This window comes from Spirochaeta dissipatitropha (assembly GCF_054657935.1).
Window position 1 is genome coordinate 1 of sequence record NZ_BAAHXT010000001.1, and the last position, 17381, is coordinate 17381.

Genomic DNA, 17381 nt, shown 5'->3' on the forward strand with positions numbered 1-17381 from the left:
GACCGAATGAAAGCCAAACCTGCGAGCTCAGCTATGCCATTGCGCCCGGTGTTGCCGATTCTGTTTTACCATGGCCCCCAGCGCGAACTCCCGGACCGCTTTTCCACCGCCATGCTCCCGCCGGACCTTCACCCTGCAGACCTGGAGAACCAACCGGATTTTTCTGTACACGTATTCAATCTTGCCACCTTGCCGGATGATAAAATCCAGGGCTCACTTGAGCTGCAGGCGGCCCTGTTCGCCATGAAGTATGCACGCAGCAACTTTAATCTGCTTCTGCGTAAGCTGAACGAACTGGCAAAGACCGGAGGCTTGCTGTTGATTCACACCCCACGATTCAGACTGATCGAGCTTTATCTATTGTATACCGCAGGCTTGACGAAGGAAGAATTGAAGCGGAAAATAGAAAGTGAAGTGACAGACCCCGTACTTCAGGAGGACTTTATGAGCACCGCTCAACTACTGAAAATGGAAGGCAGGCAGGAGGGCCGACAGGAAGGCAGGCAGGAAGGCCGACAGGAAGGCGAAATCCGAAAAGCCCTGAAAGTAGCTCGTAACCTTGAAGGCACAATGCCACTTGAGGAAATTGCCCGAATCGTTGAGCTTCCGATTGAAGAGCTGCGCCGACTTTTGCAGGATCAGCAGATGAAAGAAGACTGAGTTTTTTCTTTCTCTTGCCTGAGCCTACGCCCAAGGTGATCAGACACATAGAACGACAGTTGAAAGAAAAGTTCACCATTTCCAGAAATCATCCCGTGAATTAAATGTAAACAGAGCATAACCCCGTATATATCTATAGGGGGCCTCAGTTTTTGGCACAGAAAAAAGATCATTTCATACACAAGCATGGCTACGGCATACTGTTCTCCAACCGGACCCTGCTTCGTCAGCTCTTTGAGAGTTTCGTTGATGAGGAGTTCGCGCGCCGCATTGATTTCACCCATGCCGAGCCGCTGCTCGAAAAGTCATATATCTCGGAGCACCTACGGGATTTCGCTGATGACTTACTTGTTCGGGTTCACCTTAAAGACCGGAAAGAACCTGCTTACCTTTATCTTATGATCGAGTTTCAAAGCACCCCCGACCGCTTCATGAGCTTGCGCTTGCTGAACTACATTACACTTTTCTATCTTGATTATCTGGCTGATACCAAAGACGTCCGCATGCTTCCCCCAGTGTTTCCTCTGGTTCTGTACAATGGCACCGGGAAATGGAACTCACCAACAAGTATCCGCGATATAATTGAGCCGGATAATTTTTGCCGGCAGTTCACCCCGGACTTCCAGTATCTGACTATTGTCGAAAACAGCTATTCAGAAGCACAGCTGCTGCAGGTGAGGAATGCAGTATCCACGGTTTTTCTGCTGGAAAATACCAGTGATAAGGATTTCGAACAACTCGCCGGACGACTTTCAGATCTACTCGATAGCGAATCTGCTGAAACCATTGCTCTACTCTCGAAGTGGATACGGCATCTGTTCATAAACAAAAAGGTGGACATGAGCGTCTACAATGAGATAACTTTAATAGAGAACACGCAGGAGGCCAAAAGCATGCTTGTAGAAACCATAGAAAAAGTAAAACAGAACTGGTTGGAGCAAGGCCAGGAAAGGGGTATCGAGAGAGGCATAGAGCAAGGCATAGAGCAAGGCATAGAGCAAGGCATAGAGCAAGGCGTGGAAAAGAAAGCTGTAGAAGATGCCCAGAAAATGCTGGAAAAAAAATACCCTCTAAGCGACATTGCCGAAATAACCGGCCTTTCCCTGGAACGTATTGCTGAACTTGAACAGGAAATGCAGAAGGATGACTGAACTTTTCTCTTGCGTGAGGCTATACACTGAAAGGTCAGGCTTCTTTGCCGTATAAATCTTTTCATGAGTATGTGAATAGAAAAAATGTGGTCATATGTCCAAAACCTCTACCTCGTGTGGGAACAACTACAGCAACATGGCAGATCTGCCATGTTCGTGAAGAAACTTCCACAGGACATGGAGATTTTGGATCAGGAGATTCAGTAAGCTTGACGAAGGAAGAATTGAAGCGGAAAATAGAAAGTGAAGTGACAGACCCCGTACTTCAGGAGGACTTTATGAGCACCGCTCAACTACTGAAAATGGAAGGCAGGCAGGAAGGCCGACAGGAAGGCGAAATCCGAAAAGCCCTGAAAGTAGCCCGCAACCTTGAAGGTACAATGCCGCTTGAAGAGATTGCCCGGATTGTCGAGCTTCCGCTTGAGGAGCTGCGCCGGCTTCTGCAGGATCAGCAGGAATAAAATAGCTGAGCTTGAAAAGGAAATGTAGACAAATGTGTGACAATGTAATATTATCTTTTTGAGGTATAGTTATGAAATTTATTACAGTACGGGATTTTCGGACCTCTCCAGCTAAAATATGGCAAGAACTACCAGGCGAACATGAAATGATAATAACTAATAATGGAAAACCAATAGCCCTCTTGACTCCAATAAGTGATATCGACTTTGAAGAGTCTATTAAAACAATTAGAAAAGTAAAGGCTATTCAGGCTGTAAAAAAGATGCAGGAAAGTTCTGTTAAGAATAACAACTCAAGCATGACAAATAGTGATATCGATGAAGAGATAAGTAATTTTAGAAAATCAAAATGAATATTGTATTAGATACCAATGTTTTAATTTCATCATTAATTAATCCTAATGGCTCTCCTTCATCAGTTTTGAACTTAATATTAAATGAGCAAATAACGATACTATATGATAATAGAATTATTCATGAATATCGAAATGTATTATCACGAAAAAAGTTCAATTTCAGCAATGAAATCTACGAGCCACTTCTGGATTTTATTGGTGATTTTGGTAATTTCATTGTGGCAGAACCATTAAAAATGGATTTTGTGGATAAAGACGATTTAAAATTTTATGAAGTCGCTGTTAGCGGTAAAGCGAGATTTCTTATTACTGGTAATATCAAGCACTTTCCTGATGATAGCTTGATCATTACACCTGCAAATTTCATTGATTATTATGTCAGGGAAAAATAGTACACAAAAAGTCTCTTGCCGTTAAATTTATAATGAACACTCGCCCACCGGCCCACAAGCAGGAGGGATATCAGCCTGTGAACTATCTGTGTTCGTAGACCTGGATGTTGATGCCGCTGCGGCTGGCGAATTCGTTGAAGTCTATGTAGATCTGGCTCATGTCGCTGCCGCGGGGGCGGCGGATTTCGAGTTCGAGTTCAAGGGCTGGGCTTTTTTCCTTGCCGTTGGGGCGGAATGCGCTTTCGCCGCGGGTGCTGACAATTTTATATCTGAGTCCAAGCGAGCCAATGTATTCTTCAATGGCTCGCTTTTTTTGTATGTGGTCGGATTTGATCTTGCAGCGGGCTATGAAAAAGTTTCGGCTGGGTAGAATATGCGGGATGCTGAGGACCATAATCGACAGGGTTATAAACGCGACGAGGGAGAGCAGGTACTGATGGGTGCCGACGAGGACGCCAAGTATGACGGAAAACAGTATGAAGGTGATGCCTTTCTGATCGGTCAGCGCTGAGCGGAAGCGGACAATGCTCAGGACGCCAAAGATGCCGAAGAAGGTTACGGCCTGGACGGAGTTGTCAATCTGCATCATGACCGACATGAGTACGGTCAGGAGGGGTATGACTTCGGTCAGGGAATCATCGAGTTTCCGGTATCGGTTGCTGAGGACGTAGACCATGAGAATGGCGAGTCCTGTCAGGAAGCTGATGGTCAGGCTGGCAATGGTGTGGATGCCGACCACGCTGCCTGTTGTGGCAAATGACTGAAAAAGAGATTCCATGCAAAGGATCATAGCGCGGTTCCGGGCATTCTGCAATCGTTACCTTCCAGGCTTTCGGACGGTCCTCGGATTGACTGCTGCATTCTGCTGGATTAGTATTGCAGAAGCTGACGGTAGGCCAGGTGAGAGACCAGCAAAGGATTATTTGATTGAGACGCATGAATGCATTCCAGCGGAGACCCCGACACGTGGTATCATTTCTTATATATGTGATTTTGATGCTCGGGCTTGCGAGTCTGCCTGCGCTTGCTGCCGGGAGAGATGGACCCACGGGACACACGGTTGTGGAGGTCTACCAGGAGCTGCTGCCGGATCCTGCGCTGCGTGATGCGGTTCGGGAGGAACTGGGTTTACCGCCGGATCATCAGTTGAGCCGTGCTGATCTTGAAGAGCTTGAGATTCTTGTGGCCCGTGAGGCTGATATCCGGAATCTGTCGGGTCTGGAGTATGCTGTCAATCTTCGTGAACTTGATCTTCGTACGAATAATGTGCAGGATCTGGGGCCGATTTCCTCTTTGACCGGGCTTGAGTGGCTGAGTCTGCGTGAGAATCCTGAGCTGTCCGATATTTCTCCGCTGGCGGGGCTTTCGGAGCTTTCATACCTGAACCTGAATCTGGCGGTTTCCGTACGGAGCATCCGGCCGCTGCGGCGGCTTCGGAATCTCGATGATCTTTTACTGCGCGGTGTTCGTGTGCTTGACCGGCCTGAAGAGCGCGCGGTCTTACTCGAGATCGGGCCGGTCGACCGACTGAACATTCGGGATACGGGTTTACGCTCGGTTGCCGTACTGATTCCCGGTCTGGATGCCGGTGGCTATCGTGATCAGCTTGATCTGCAGGAGAACCCGATTGAAGATATCGAACTGCTGCTGCCCTACCGCTCGGGGATTGCCGATTTCAGTCCATCGGGTCCTCGATTTTCCGGCCGGGTCAGGGTTCGTGGCGCGGCGGCATACGGGATTCGCTATGGCGACTGGCCGAATCTGCTCCCTGCATCCTGGGAGCTGAACGGCAGCGAAAGTTCGCTTGGTTTTCCCTACGATTTTGATCTGCGGCTGAATATTGATTTGCGTCCACGATCGGATCTGCGTTTCTATGCCCGCTTCGAGAGTGATTGGGATCATGATTCCCTGCGCATGAGCCGACCGGCTGTTGATCAGGCATGGATGGCCTGGTCTCCCTTTGACCGCGGGCTCATCAGTCTTGGTTTGCAGGATGAAAGCTGGGGTCTGGAGGGCCATTTTGCTTCACCGGGAAATCTCATAGCTGGTATTGATGATGGCTACTCACTGCTTTCCAGCCTTGGGCATGGGCCAATTCGCCTGGATGCAGCCGTTCTTGGTCCGAATCGTGCCGGACCCGGCGGGGTCAGCGGGGCTGGCGACGGCAGCGGCGGTGATGGCGTGCCCAGCCGTGATCCCGAGTTCCCGCGTCTGGATGAGCTTCTGTACGCTGGACGCAGCCGTGTATCGCATGGACCCCTGCGACTTGAAGCAGCTATGTCATACAGTCATCTGGCGATTCTGCCGCTGCGGACTGTGCTCGGTGGCGAGCTTCGTGCCTGGGATTTCGCTCTTGCGCTGGAAGCAAGCGCACACTGGAATCTCAACAACCTCCCGGATGGTGACGGCTGGCTTCTCGCCCGCCTCGGCTGGGAATCAGCGGGCCGGTCAGACGGCCAGTCAGACGGCCAGTCAGATGCAAGCGCCGGCTGGCGTGTGGAAGCTGAATATCTCTATGACAGTACCTACTACGATGCCAGAGGCCAGTTCATTGGCCTGCGGATCGACGCCCCCGGTCCGGGCCTGGGGGCCGGTCGGGGCGCCGGCAGCAGCACCGGCGACGACAGGCTGGGAGAGATGCGCATTATCCTTGACTGGGAGCACACAATCATCGATCACAGCGGTCTGGTAGAGGCCAGGCTCCTCCAGAATCTGGGAGATTACTCCCATGTTTATCTGCAGATACCCGTATATTATGGACCGAAAATCAGCAGCTATATGGAAAGTCCTGATTTTCACGGAGGCTTTCCCACCGGAATCGCTATTGGCTTTGAAACCATGTATAGATTTTAGAGACTTAATTCAAAAATCTCTATCTCGTGTGGGAGAAGCTACAGCAACATGGCAGATCTGCCATGTTGCTGAAAGACTTTCCACAAGACAGTGAGATTCTGGAGATTTAACAGAACGCGGAGCTGATCCGGCTCACTTAACTCACGGCCACGAGAGTTTCTGCTCCACCCACCAATGCCCGGGGTTGTTGGCGATAACCCACAGACGTTTTCGTTCCTGTACCACAGGATCGCGTTCGGTCAGAACATCATAGATCTGTGCGGCTACGGTGCCGCGCCGGATCTGCTGCAGGAATCCGAGCCATTCCCGGGCTTCGGTTTCACGACCAAGTTCCCATGCGGCGCGCATAGCCATGATCGCAGGCAAGGGATGCTGTCGCCCATAGCGCTGCCGGATCAAGGACCCCATATACATCCAGGCATAATACGCGTCCTCAGGAAACTGTTCGCCGTACGCTTCAGGAAAATTCAGGTGAAAATATAGATCACGGTTGTTGATCGATGGGTCGCGTCCGGCCAGTCTGCGCATGTCGAGTACTTCATCGACGGCCCGCCCGAGTCCCTGCGGGGCTTTGGGATTCTCCAGACCTTCGAGATAAGCATCGAGCAGCAGCAGGAACATGCCGTCCCGCGGGCTTGGGTTGCCTCCTGCCTGATACAGTACCCAGAATGGAATAAGCGGTTCAGTGTAGATGCGGTCGAGCAGACCATCACCGATTGAATCGAGTATGAATTCTTCCCGGCCGTCCCGATGTTGTCGAAAGCCGAATGCGACGGGGGGAGATCCGGCAGCCTGGACCATGAGCAGCTGCGGTACGTCGCGCATGCCTGGTCGCGGGTACCCAATGAAAACTTCGATGTCCTGCCATCCGAATTCACTCACCGGCTGGAAGGATGCCCTGGCCGGGCGGAACAGGGCTTCCTGGTAAAGCTTGAATGCGGTCTGGTTGAGGTCGGTTCCAATTTCAAAGCGCCCTGGAACCTCGGAAACCTCGGGAACCACAGGAGTCCGGGCACCGAGCTGCAGCGCCGTTGATGTAATCATAATCAGCAGGAAAAACCTGAAATTCTTTCTCATGGCAGCAGTATAACCGCAGAACATATTTTTTGTTACGTCTTCCCGCAATAAATAGATTTTTCCAGACAACATGGATATAATATATTTTATTACCAAATAAATGGTATGATGGAGAAAAACATGAAAAAAAGCGGACCTCTTTTTCCGTGGCTTGCCGGTTTGGTGCTGACCGCAGCCATAATCCTCTCGGCGTGCAGCTCGCCCTTCGACAGGGACAGGTTTGAAACCCGCCGCGTAGTAATCGAAATGAATTCCTTTCTGGGTATGCAGCCCGTGAGTGGATCCGGCGGACGCTTCCTGGCCCCTGACATTACCCGGGTCACCCTGACACTCACCCCCAAAGGCAGCGGCCCGATCCGCAGTGAAAGCGGCAGCCTCAGCTATGACAGCACGAGCGACAGCCTCAGCGGCCGGATCGTTATCGATGCCGTCCACCCGGGCCAGTACAGCCTTCGCGCTGAAGCCCTGGACAGCCGCGGAAAATGCCTTGCACTCTGCATCAGCGACATTGAGGTCACCGCCACCGGACAGCAGCAGATCAGCATACTCCTCACACCGCCTGATGAAGAACTTTTTTCTATCCCTGCGGGATATGAGTATTCCGGCGGGGCGCCTGGTGGGAGCGGAACCATCACATTAGCGCCGGGTCGCCGTCTCGTCATCAGCAGCAGCCAGCAGAGTCTGGCGAATCAATCCTTATTTGGGATTACAGCGCAGAGCAGCCAGCAGGCTCTGCAGATGCAGCTGCGGAACAACAGCGGCGAGCTCGTAATCAATCCCGACATAACAACCGAGGGCAGTACGCAACTTGTGAGCACAACCGCCAGCAGCAAGGAAGCTCCATGGTACCTGCTTCTCTACAATTCTCACAGCAGTGAGGACATCGTACTGGAAAACATAAAAGCCGCGGCCTGCCGACCCGCTGGATCATGGTTCAGCTCGGTACAGGCTGTACCCGTCGACAACGATCTGCAGATAACTGCCGATTATAATGGACCCGGCAGCCCTCAGTTCCAGCTCAGCTGGCAGAATGTCTATGGTGAAGTGCAGCTTTCCGAGCCGTCTGTCTACCCTGAGTTCAGTATTCCCGGGGGCGGGGAGGAAACCCTCTGGCAGATCCAGGCCGTCATCGGCTCAGGCGCAAGGCAGGTATATCACCTGAGCCAGGAATTTACCGGCATCCTCGAGCCCGGCGAACCCGGTGAGCCCGGAGATACCATGCCCAAGGAGCACTATGTAGATGAGGCAGCTGAGCCAGGAGGCGACGGCAGTCAGGATGCTCCGTTTGATAGCATTGCCGCAGCCTATGCTGCAGCCGCCCCGGCAGGAGATACGATCCGCCTGGCAGCGGGTGAGTATTATATCGGCTCGGAGGGCCAGCCCCTGCTGCTTGAAAAGAGCGTACATATCCGTGGTGATGCAATGAATCCTCCGCTTATAAGGACTATTGCAAGCCCGGACTTCAGCGATACTGTGCTTGTCGGCAGCGGCGTTACTGTGCGTCTGGAAACAATAGAACTGCATGCATCCAGTTTTGAAGGGGAGCGCAGCGCTGTTCGGGTGCAGGACGGTGGAGAACTGGATGTTCAGAATGTAACATTCAGAGGTTCTGCCGGAACCGGTGGATCTTCCTCTCTGATTGTCATGGAGGGCAATTCAAGTCTGCTGCTTCAGGGCAGTGAGCTGTTCCCCTCGTTTGCCGAAGGCGTACCGGAAGTCTACGGAATTTTCGCCCGCAGTACCTTCATTGGTGACATTCAGATTGGCGGCAGCGAGCCCTGGCAGAGCAACTATTTCCTCCCGGATGCCTCACTGGATTTCCAGGCACAGTACGTGCTGCGGCACGTTTATCTTGAAGGTGAGGACCAGGGACCTGGTGCCGCCGGCTCGGTCATGGTTGAGGGAAATGTCTTTGGAGATTTCAGCAGTGACTACGAGATCGGTAAGCATTTCCGGGTTTTCGGTGCTGAGCTAAGCGGCGACTTTTATGAAGACCTCAGTGCGGTTGTATACGCAGAACAGGGCAGCGCCGCGGACATTCGAATCAACGGGAATCAGTTTGCCGGAATCAATATGTATGTTAACGGCGATCTCGATGAACTCATGGGAGTGTTCAGTACAATCAATATTGAATCTGCTGATCGGCTCGACATTTCCGGAAACAGCTTCATAAGTAAAGCCCTTGTACGGGATAGTCTGACCAGCGTAATGATTGGCGAGATCGCGCAGCCAGCGCTTTTTCACCGGAACTACATGCATCTCTCAGGTGATTCCGGTTACTACGGAGTAACAGCATTTGCCAGCTCGTCGAGTGCCTATGTGTTCAGCAATGTCATTCATAGCATGTCCGAAATCGATAAATTTCAGGGACTGGTGGTCGCTCCGGGATCGATTCTCTACGGAAATACTATTATTTCTGATCGCGAACAGGAAGATGGTGACAGTCCTGGACTCATTGTAATAATGGATGAAGGATCCTCCAGCACAGGCGATGTCTGGATTATCAACAATCTTCTGCGTACTGCCTCCGCTGATCAGTCAGTTATAGTTGACGGTGCAATGTATGCGGAGATGGATGTTCATGTGCGTGGCAACCTCATGCAGAAATCGCCGATAACGGAAATCAACGAATTTACCTACACTCATCTTGCTGGCCTGAATAATGTACATGCTTTTTCCATGGGCAACAGATTCCTCGAGTCTGACGTAGACCTGCAGCTGAATACCGGGCTCAAACTCCAACCGATCACCAGCGGTGAGCAGCAGGTGAGCAATCTGATCCGCTTCGGCGGGGTGGATGTTCTGAACGTGCTTCCCTCCGGCCTGCTGTCATCTCTACCTGCAGAGGTGCAGAATGCCCTGAATACCGATTTCTCCGGCATTGATCGCAGCGGCTCGCATTCGATCGGGGCCTATGTAGTCAGTGAGGATGGCTATGTGGATCTGTATTCCGGCAGGATTGCCCAGCTTAAATTTGATGAAGAAATGGGGCCTGTTCCGAGTGTGTTCATAAGTGACATGGTCTATGAAGCAGGTAGTGTTTTTGTTGAAAAAGAGGCTGAACTGAATCCATACAGACAGTCGCCATTCTATGATGATACGACACTGAGTCTGGATTATGGACATGTAACGGTAGATTACTCTGCAGTCAATGCAGTATCAAAGTATGCCATGGGGGATTTTACGACCAGTCAGAGCTGGAGTTTCTGGATTGAACGCCTGTATCAGGATCAGTTCCTTGAATATGGTTCGGGCAGTATTCTATGGTTCGGTGATTCAGAGTATGGCCAGTATGCCTGGAATTTTGGCTATGAGCAAAACTGGGATACAAATCAAGTAGAATATATTCTGAGTTTCGCGGAAGGAGAGTCTATTTCAATTCCTTTTACGGATCTCCAGGATATGTGGAATCAGTTTGTCCTGGAGTGGGATGCCTTAGCCAAAACCTTCCGACTTTACATAAATAATACCGAGTATGTGCTGCGGGAGAATATATCCCTGGACCTTGGTGGTGGAACCTGGGAGAACTTCCGTCTGGGAATCGGTCATGTCTATATGGACTACGGCTATCTCAGTATGACGGATATTCGAGGATTCAACAGGCGGCTGACCGAAATGGAGCGAGAGGCATTATTTCTGGATAACAAACGTCCCGCCCCGTCTTTGGAGTACAATCAGATAGTGAATAATCATGAAGAACTGATAGTAACGGGGTGGCAGGAATTTGCTGACCTTGTATACGTAGAGTTCCTGACTGAGGTAGCCGAGACATATCCGGACCGGCAGATTGAAATCTATTTTTCAGAGGAAGGATCTGAGCCTCAGTTAATTTATATTACCGGAGAAGATAGTGAAGTACTGAGACTGAGCGATGTATTGGGGATTACAGGCCAGGGAGAGCTTGTGGATCCAGAAGTTGAGAAACGATACGAGTGGTTCCTGATTATGAAATATCCTGGTGGAAGCATTGAAGGTGAAAAAATGATATTCAGGTTTGTTCCGGAAGGGCCAGTCGGTACCTGATTGTTGCTGAGCTGAGTTGAGTGGCTCCCGGGGAGGCGCGCGACCATGTGCGCGCCGGGGGGCGCATCTCATGCTGACAGAGGCCTGGCCCGTGGGCAGGCCTCTGCGGGGCGATGCATTAGCGCCCCCCTGATTGTGGAAGCAAAAAAAACAGCAGAAACGCGCAACGCACGCTTCTGCTGTTAATGGAGGATTAAGCAGCCGGAAAACGGCACCTGCAGTGTTGAAAGCCCCAAGGAGGTAAAGGCCTTGAAAGCACTGCGGCGTCATATACATTCCGGGCTGCGGCCTGGAATGCCTCGTCGGTTGGGGATGTCCGGCGGTACGAGGTGCCGCTTTCCTGCTACTTGCAATCAACTGTTAAACCGCTTTCCTGCATTGCCGGTTACAAAAAAATGAATTATTTTCTTGATTACTGATCCCCTGGTTTTTCTGTGTGCAGGCGGGCGGGTATTATGTTACTATGTATTCAACTGTGTGTGAGAGGTGCGGGATGATTATTGTTCGTGGTTATGATATGTACATTCGCAGCGGTATTGATGAGGTTTTTTTTCTGACTGCCAGCCGCAAGGAATTCGATTCCGAGGCTGATCGTTCGGCCTATTATTATCGCTGGGCTGGTTCGTATCTGGATTATTATCCGCAGTGGGTGTATACGGCCCGTGAGGATGACAAGGTGCTTGGGTATCTGCTGGGCTGTCCGGATACCAGGTCAGCTATCGGTACGCTTGAGGTTTCCGAGATTCCCGAGTTTCTGGCTGAGTATGATCGATTTCCGGCGCATCTGCATATCAACGTGCATCCGCATGCGCAGGGGCGGGGGATCGGGCGGAAGCTCATGGATACCTATTGGGCGGATCTGCGGGCTGAGTCTATTCCTGGTGTGCATCTTATAACGACTGAATCGGCGAATAATGCGGGGTTTTACCGCTCGGTGGGATTTAACTATGAAGTGAGGATTCCGCAGGAAAGTGATGCTCTCTTGTTTTTAGGTAAAGAGCTTTAGTGTGCGCTAACGCACAGACTGCCTAGCGCCTTGGTAGTAACTTCTCCATAACCATCAGGTAAAGGAGAATCTTCAGATGATAAAAAGAATCGCAACCCTCGTTCTTGTCGGGCTGCTCGTTTTGTCCACAAATGCATTCGCCCAGAAAGGGCATGATGACTTCGCTATTGGGGCTCAGGTGACGAGCTCAAACTTCAGTGGGGCTGGGGGTATGCTGACGTTGCATATTCCGGGAGTGCCGATGTTTTTTGCTTTCGGTGCAAACTCCGGACCCGAAATGCAGCTCGCGATGACGGCTGACTATTGGCTGCATCACGCGCAGATCGCCGGTATTCTGCATTCATATCTTGGTCTTGGAGTGTACGGCGCGATAACTCCGTCAAACACTACGCAGTCTCTCGCTGGTGTGCGCATGCCCGTGGCGCTTCAGATCTGGCCGCTTGACAGCGAGCTTCTGGAGGTGTTTCTTGAGATCGCTCCAGCGTGGCTGCCGATTACCGGTACCGGGATTGATGCGAACAACTTCCAGGCGCAGCTGGCTGTCGGATTCAGGTTCTGGCCGTAGAGCACTGCTGGTACATGGTCGGGGTTCGGTAACGACGCCCCGGCCATGTCATTGTCCGGACCTGACATTGTCAGGATCGGACATCGATGTGAATCTTTGTCCTCCGGAATTACTTGCCCAGCACGATGTTTCTACTCGTCGCTGCTGACCCACCTTGTACGGTCCCAGTTTCCCTGTATTCCCCTGTCACGGTATGAATCTGCCCAGAATGAGATAACCTGATCCCTGAATTCGGTCGGTTGGCTGACTGACCCGTTCCAGGCGAGTTCGGCGAGGGCGAGGACTCTGGGGTAGGCCATGTATTCCAGGCGTTTCACGCTGTCTATTACCTCGGTCCAGATGCAGCATTGCAGGCCGTCGGCGTCTGCGGGGGGCTGGTAGCTGAGGACCCGCGTCAGGCTGATTGTGTTCGGTCTGAAGTGGCTTGGGCCCAGCTCATCGCTGAGGTCTGTTTGATGATGATCAAGATAGACCCAGTTCTCGGGACAGGCGACAAGAGGCAGACCGGTGTGGCTGGCTTTCTCGATGCCGTCGATGTGCCAGCAGAGGAGTCTGATTCCTTCGGGGAGCTGCTGGTCCTTGAAGGCTTCCAGGACGTCATCCCATAAATCAAGCTGAATTCCAAGTCTGGCAGCGATCTCGATGCTGCGTTTCATAAACACGGTAAACAATGCACGGCGTGCGGGATGCTCGGCCCAGACCTGCATATCCTGGAATTCCATGGGGAAATCGGGAAGGCCCTGCTCAATCGCCCAGCTTCGGCATTCGGGTATGCTCTGCCAGTTCAGTCCCAGGCATTCATCGCCTCCAAGGTGGATGCGACTGGTTTCAAAGAGTTCGCTGCAGCGCAGCAATACAATCTCCAGAAATTCGTAGGTCTTTTCCGAGAGGGGGTTCAATGCCCAGGGGTTGATTCCGTGTGCCTCCCAGGGGCCCTGGGGCTGTCCGCCGTCGAGTTCTCCGAAGGCGAGTTCGGGCATGTAGGCGAGGGCGGCCTGCACGTGGCCGGGCAGATCGATTTCCGGGACCACGGTGATTCCCAGTTTCCCGGCATGCGCGGTAACGCGTTGTATGTCTTCTTCGCTGTAGTGTTCCTGATTTTCAGGGCAGAGCTGCGGGTACTCGAGAATGGGGATGCGCCAGCCCTGGTCATCGGTCAGGTGCCAGTGGAATCGGTTCAGGCTGTGCAGGGCCATGTTGTCGAGCATGCCGCAAACGGTGTCGGCGCTGAAGAAGTTGCGGGCGACATCAAGATGCAGTCCGCGGTCCTGGTAGGTGGGTTGGTCCTCGATGTACAGGATGGTGTCGGTTTCTGCGCTGGATTGTGAGCTGGCGTCGGCGCTGGGGCCGGTTTGTGGGCTGGCGCCGGGCTCGCTTGCGAAGCGCATGCCGCGCTCGAGCATTGTGAGCATCTGGATTATGAGGGCACCGGCTCTCATCGCGCTCTGCTGATCACCGGCCTCAACACGGGCAGATATACCTGATGGATCTGCATTGCTTCCTGCTGGAATGTTCAGCCAGAGCCTGCAGGGGGCCTTGTCCGGGTCGGCGGTGACGGCTGAGGGTTGAATTCGGGGGAAATCAGTCTTGAGTCCGACACGTGAGGCGAGCCCGGGCAACTCCTGGTACCAGTCCGGATCTCCACCACAGAGCATGCTTCCGGCCTCGGGCAGGGTATCTCGTTCTGATCGGGCCTGGTCTGCAGAGAGAATCTGCACAATGGCCGGGGTTGGCAGAAAGGAAAGGTCGTTTGCCTGCTGAATAATTCTTGTTTTTTCTGTCATGATTGTTCTCCTGTTGCTATAATTGCTCCTGTAATATGTTACAGAGAAATACCTTATTCTGCTTTTATGGTGCCATTTTCTGACGACTCATTATGTGATCAATAGCAAATAGTCCAGCACCTAAAATCCCGGCTTCGCTATGCTCGGCTATGCGTATTGCGGTCTGGCTGAGCATGGGGCCGTAGGTGTAATGCACGAGGTATTTCTGGAGGCAGTCCAGAATAAGGTCTCCGGCTTTCATTACTCCGCCGCCGAGTATGACGGCTTCCGGGGCCAGCGATGCAATGACGGCACCGATTCCGCGGGCCAGCATTTCGCTGGTCAGCTCGTTAACGGCCCGGGCCAGGCTGTCACCCTTTTCGAGGGCCTGGTAGAGTTCGTGGGCTTTGACTGTGGCTTCGGGATCGGCTGCCAGTCTATCTGCGAGTCTGGCTGCCAGGGGGCTGTTCTGGAATGCGCCGGTGTCGGCGAGTTCGCGTGCGCTGACCGAGATGCCGGTGGCGCTGGCGTAGGCTTCCAGATTGCCGCGGATGCTGCTGTTGCCTTCGCGGCCGTAGGGCTCGACGACCATCATGCCGAACTCGCCGGCCAGGCCGTTGTGGCCGATGACCAGCTCTCCATCGGCAATTACTCCGCCACCGAGTCCGGTTCCCAGGGCCAGCATGACCATGGAGCGGCAGTCGCGGCCGGCACCGGTTTTGAATTCTGCGTAGGCGGCGGCGTTGACGTCGTTTATGACACACACGGGCTGGCTGCAGTGCTGCTGCAGGAGTTCCTGAACTGCGAGCGGGCCCCAGCCCTGGATGTTTTCCGAGGTGCTGACGAGGCTGCCTGTCTGGTCGACAAGTCCGGGGGTGCCGATGCCGATTGCGTCGGCCTGGCTGTTGCGACAGAGTTCGCTGAGCTGCTCCAGTAGTGTGTGTCCGGCTCCGGGGCCTTGGGGGGTGGGGAATCGCTGTGGATTCTCGAGACTGCCGTCTTCGCCGACAAGACCCGTTTTTACGGTGGTTCCTCCGACGTCAATTGCCAGGGCTTTTTTCATCTCTTACTTCTCCAGGCGTGAAAATATATAGTCCCAACTCAGATTGACGCGGTCCTGCTGGGCACCGACCTGCGGAATCGTAAAGAGTTTGTTCAGCACCATGGCGGCTGCTCCGAATGCGATTTCATTCTGGCCGAGGCTGCTGGGAATCAGTTTGCTGAGGTTCATGTCGGCTCCGAGCCAGGTGTCCTTCAGTCGCTCCCGGATCACTTTCTGAACCATGGGAAAGGAGCTCTGCAGATCACCGCCGACATAGATTTTCTCGGGGTCAAAATTACCGAAGGTCACCGATAGCTGGCCAAAGACATAATACAGAAAGCGCTCCATGAGCTCCGGCTTCTCTGTCAGCTGCAGTAGTTCGTCCTCATCCAGTCCGATGTATTCGGGGCCGTTCTTGCCGGTCCAGTACTGACTGTAGTACTCACCGCCGCGGTAGTTGGCACCGTAGTAGATATTTCCGTCGATTACCATGCCCAGCCCGATACCGGGACGGTCCATAAGTGTGCTGTGATGGTAGAAAAACCTGGTCAGCAGATAGAGAAAATTGCTGGAACCGTTGCCGTTCTGTTTCCAGAGTTCTCCGAGCGCGCAGCAGTTTGAATCGTTCTCTATATACAGTGGCAGCTGCAGCCGCGGGCTGAGTTCCTCGAGGTAGTTGAAATTCTCGATTTTCAGGGTATGCGATTGCAGAATAATCCCGTTACTCTGATCGATCGGGGCGGGAAGTCCAACGCCGACGCCGACCAGAGGGCTTGTCAGATCACCGAATGCATTCACGGCTTTCTCGTAGACTGCGAAGAAGAAATCGGTAAAGCTGCCGTATTGATCGGGGTCGAGGCTTTCTTCGGTGGAGGCAACGGCTTCACCGCTGAGGTTCATGAGTACTGCCCGGTAATATCCAATTTCGATTTCCAGCCCCAGAATATGGACTGCTTCCGGGTTGATTCCCAGGAAGGATGGGCGCCGCCCGCCCTGCGCAGTGGACGTACCCTGCGAAAGGGTGCGGACAATGTCGTATTCCATAAGATTAGTTACGATGTTGGTGACAGTGCTGCGTTCCAGACCGAGATGCCGGGCGATATCCACCCGGCTGATTTCAGTGTTCTGCTGTATGGTCTGCATAATCAGGGCAATGTTGGCCTGCCGCTGAAAGGTGCGGTTTCCCGCCCTCATCATATGCTGTTCGTAGCTCATAGGCGTTTATTTTCAAGTTTAAGATTGATTTCCGCGGCTTCGATCTGGCGAAAATATTTCACGGTTCCAACCTTGAGCTCGTTGGTGGCTTCTTCATCACATACAATTATGGTTTTTTCATGCATCTGCAGGGCGCTGAGGGTGCACATGTGGTTAATGCCTTCCTCTATGCCCTGGCGCAGGGCGACCGCCTTGGATGCACCGCATGCCAGAATCATGATTTCGGCAGAATCGAGAATGGTTCCGACGCCGACTGTCAGTGCCTGGGTGGGAACAGCGCTGGCATTTCCATCGAAGAAGCGGGAGTTGGCAGCAATTGTTTCCTGATTCAGACTTTTGACTCTTGTGCGTGATCCCAGGGATGATCCGGGTTCGTTGAATGCGATATGTCCGTCCGAGCCTACACCGCCGATAAACAGTCTGATTCCGCCATAGCCCTGGATTTTCTGTTCATAGCGCTGGCACTCAAGCTCGGGATCGCTGGTTGTTCCGTCGAGTATGTTGACGTTTTCTTTTTTAATATCGATGTGCGAGAAAAAGTTGTCCCACATGAAATAATGGTAGCTCTGCGGATGGCTGCTTTCCAGCCCGAGGTATTCATCCATATTGAATGTCACAACATGCGCGAATGATACCTTGCCGGCTTTGTGAAGCTCGATCAGTTTCTGGTACATTCCCAGTGGGGTTGATCCGGTGGGGAGTCCCAATACAAAAGGGCGGCCTGCGGTTGGTGCGAACTCATTGATCCGCTCTACAATGTGAGCCGCAGCCCAGTCTGCTGTCTGCTGCGGGTTGTCCTTGATAATCAGTCTCATTG

15 protein-coding genes are annotated in these 17381 nt (G+C 52.6%); 9 read left to right on the forward strand and 6 right to left on the reverse strand.

Going from position 1 to position 17381, the window contains the following annotated elements; genetic code table 11:
* The 5 genes from ACYQ2L_RS00005 to ACYQ2L_RS00025 form a co-directional block, all read left to right on the forward strand.
* A partial coding sequence (locus tag ACYQ2L_RS00005; protein ID WP_460049706.1) for an Rpn family recombination-promoting nuclease/putative transposase occupies positions 1–660 on the forward strand: 660 nt, incomplete at its 5' end.
* 152 nt (positions 661–812) lie between these two features.
* A complete protein-coding gene (locus ACYQ2L_RS00010; RefSeq protein WP_460049708.1) occupies positions 813–1811 on the forward strand; it encodes an Rpn family recombination-promoting nuclease/putative transposase in 999 nt (332 codons plus the stop codon).
* Positions 1812–1882: 71 nt separating this feature from the next.
* Positions 1883–2272: an RpnC/YadD family protein gene (locus tag ACYQ2L_RS00015; protein WP_460049710.1), complete on the forward strand. Its 390-nt coding sequence runs from the start codon at positions 1883–1885 to the stop codon at positions 2270–2272.
* Between the two features lie 71 nt (positions 2273–2343).
* Positions 2344–2625, forward strand: coding sequence for a type II toxin-antitoxin system Phd/YefM family antitoxin (locus tag ACYQ2L_RS00020; RefSeq protein WP_460049712.1), 282 nt, complete (start codon positions 2344–2346; stop codon positions 2623–2625).
* A complete protein-coding gene (locus ACYQ2L_RS00025; RefSeq protein ID WP_460049714.1) occupies positions 2622–3020 on the forward strand; it encodes a putative toxin-antitoxin system toxin component, PIN family in 399 nt (132 codons plus the stop codon). The genes ACYQ2L_RS00020 and ACYQ2L_RS00025 overlap by 4 nt, the downstream gene beginning before the upstream one ends.
* Before the next feature lie 82 nt (positions 3021–3102).
* Here the strand turns inward: ACYQ2L_RS00025 and ACYQ2L_RS00030 are convergent, their stop codons facing one another.
* Entirely contained in the window at positions 3103–3798 is a 696-nt protein-coding gene (locus ACYQ2L_RS00030; RefSeq protein WP_460049716.1) for a DUF4956 domain-containing protein, read from the reverse strand.
* 188 nt (positions 3799–3986) lie between these two features.
* Between ACYQ2L_RS00030 and ACYQ2L_RS00035 the strand changes: the two genes are divergently transcribed.
* Positions 3987–5873, forward strand: a complete 1887-nt coding sequence (locus tag ACYQ2L_RS00035) for a leucine-rich repeat domain-containing protein (protein ID WP_460049718.1) — start codon at positions 3987–3989, stop codon at positions 5871–5873.
* Positions 5874–6014: 141 nt separating this feature from the next.
* On the opposite strand, the gene ACYQ2L_RS00040 is transcribed toward ACYQ2L_RS00035, so the two are convergent.
* Positions 6015–6950, reverse strand: coding sequence for a hypothetical protein (locus tag ACYQ2L_RS00040; protein WP_460049720.1), 936 nt, complete (start codon positions 6948–6950; stop codon positions 6015–6017).
* Positions 6951–7070: 120 nt separating this feature from the next.
* Here ACYQ2L_RS00040 and ACYQ2L_RS00045 point away from each other — a divergent pair, with 120 nt between their 5' ends.
* The 3 genes from ACYQ2L_RS00045 (at position 7071) to ACYQ2L_RS00055 (ending at position 12544) form a co-directional block, all read left to right on the forward strand.
* Positions 7071–10973, forward strand: a complete 3903-nt coding sequence (locus tag ACYQ2L_RS00045; protein WP_460049722.1) for a right-handed parallel beta-helix repeat-containing protein — start codon at positions 7071–7073, stop codon at positions 10971–10973.
* Between the two features lie 493 nt (positions 10974–11466).
* On the forward strand, positions 11467–11979 hold the full coding sequence (locus ACYQ2L_RS00050; RefSeq protein WP_460049724.1) for a GNAT family N-acetyltransferase: 513 nt from the start codon (positions 11467–11469) through the stop codon (positions 11977–11979).
* A gap of 76 nt (positions 11980–12055) precedes the next feature.
* A complete protein-coding gene (locus tag ACYQ2L_RS00055) occupies positions 12056–12544 on the forward strand; it encodes a hypothetical protein (protein WP_460049726.1) in 489 nt (162 codons plus the stop codon).
* A gap of 131 nt (positions 12545–12675) precedes the next feature.
* Here the strand turns inward: ACYQ2L_RS00055 and ACYQ2L_RS00060 are convergent, their stop codons facing one another.
* From ACYQ2L_RS00060 to nagB, 4 genes are all read right to left on the reverse strand, one after another.
* Positions 12676–14328 (reverse strand): family 20 glycosylhydrolase, encoded by a 1653-nt coding sequence (locus tag ACYQ2L_RS00060; RefSeq protein ID WP_460049728.1) that lies wholly within the window; start codon positions 14326–14328, stop codon positions 12676–12678.
* Positions 14329–14392: 64 nt separating this feature from the next.
* A complete protein-coding gene (locus ACYQ2L_RS00065; RefSeq protein ID WP_460049730.1) occupies positions 14393–15370 on the reverse strand; it encodes an ROK family protein in 978 nt (325 codons plus the stop codon).
* Between the two features lie 3 nt (positions 15371–15373).
* On the reverse strand, positions 15374–16564 hold the full coding sequence (locus ACYQ2L_RS00070) for an ROK family transcriptional regulator (RefSeq protein ID WP_460049732.1): 1191 nt from the start codon (positions 16562–16564) through the stop codon (positions 15374–15376).
* Positions 16561–17379, reverse strand: coding sequence for a glucosamine-6-phosphate deaminase (gene nagB, locus ACYQ2L_RS00075; RefSeq protein ID WP_460049734.1), 819 nt, complete (start codon positions 17377–17379; stop codon positions 16561–16563). The genes ACYQ2L_RS00070 and nagB overlap by 4 nt, the downstream gene beginning before the upstream one ends.
* Positions 17380–17381 lie beyond the last annotated feature (2 nt).

Coding starts and splice junctions, on each gene's coding strand:
- ACYQ2L_RS00020 (WP_460049712.1), top strand. CDS start 2,344: ATGAAATTTATTACAGTACGGGATTTTCGGACCTCTCCAGCTAAAATA.
- ACYQ2L_RS00025 (WP_460049714.1), top strand. CDS start 2,622: ATGAATATTGTATTAGATACCAATGTTTTAATTTCATCATTAATTAAT.
- ACYQ2L_RS00030 (WP_460049716.1), bottom strand. CDS start 3,798: ATGGAATCTCTTTTTCAGTCATTTGCCACAACAGGCAGCGTGGTCGGC.
- ACYQ2L_RS00040 (WP_460049720.1), bottom strand. CDS start 6,950: ATGAGAAAGAATTTCAGGTTTTTCCTGCTGATTATGATTACATCAACG.
- ACYQ2L_RS00045 (WP_460049722.1), top strand. CDS start 7,071: ATGAAAAAAAGCGGACCTCTTTTTCCGTGGCTTGCCGGTTTGGTGCTG.
- ACYQ2L_RS00050 (WP_460049724.1), top strand. CDS start 11,467: ATGATTATTGTTCGTGGTTATGATATGTACATTCGCAGCGGTATTGAT.
- ACYQ2L_RS00055 (WP_460049726.1), top strand. CDS start 12,056: ATGATAAAAAGAATCGCAACCCTCGTTCTTGTCGGGCTGCTCGTTTTG.
- ACYQ2L_RS00060 (WP_460049728.1), bottom strand. CDS start 14,328: ATGACAGAAAAAACAAGAATTATTCAGCAGGCAAACGACCTTTCCTTT.
- ACYQ2L_RS00065 (WP_460049730.1), bottom strand. CDS start 15,370: ATGAAAAAAGCCCTGGCAATTGACGTCGGAGGAACCACCGTAAAAACG.
- ACYQ2L_RS00070 (WP_460049732.1), bottom strand. CDS start 16,564: ATGAGCTACGAACAGCATATGATGAGGGCGGGAAACCGCACCTTTCAG.
- nagB (WP_460049734.1), bottom strand. CDS start 17,379: ATGAGACTGATTATCAAGGACAACCCGCAGCAGACAGCAGACTGGGCT.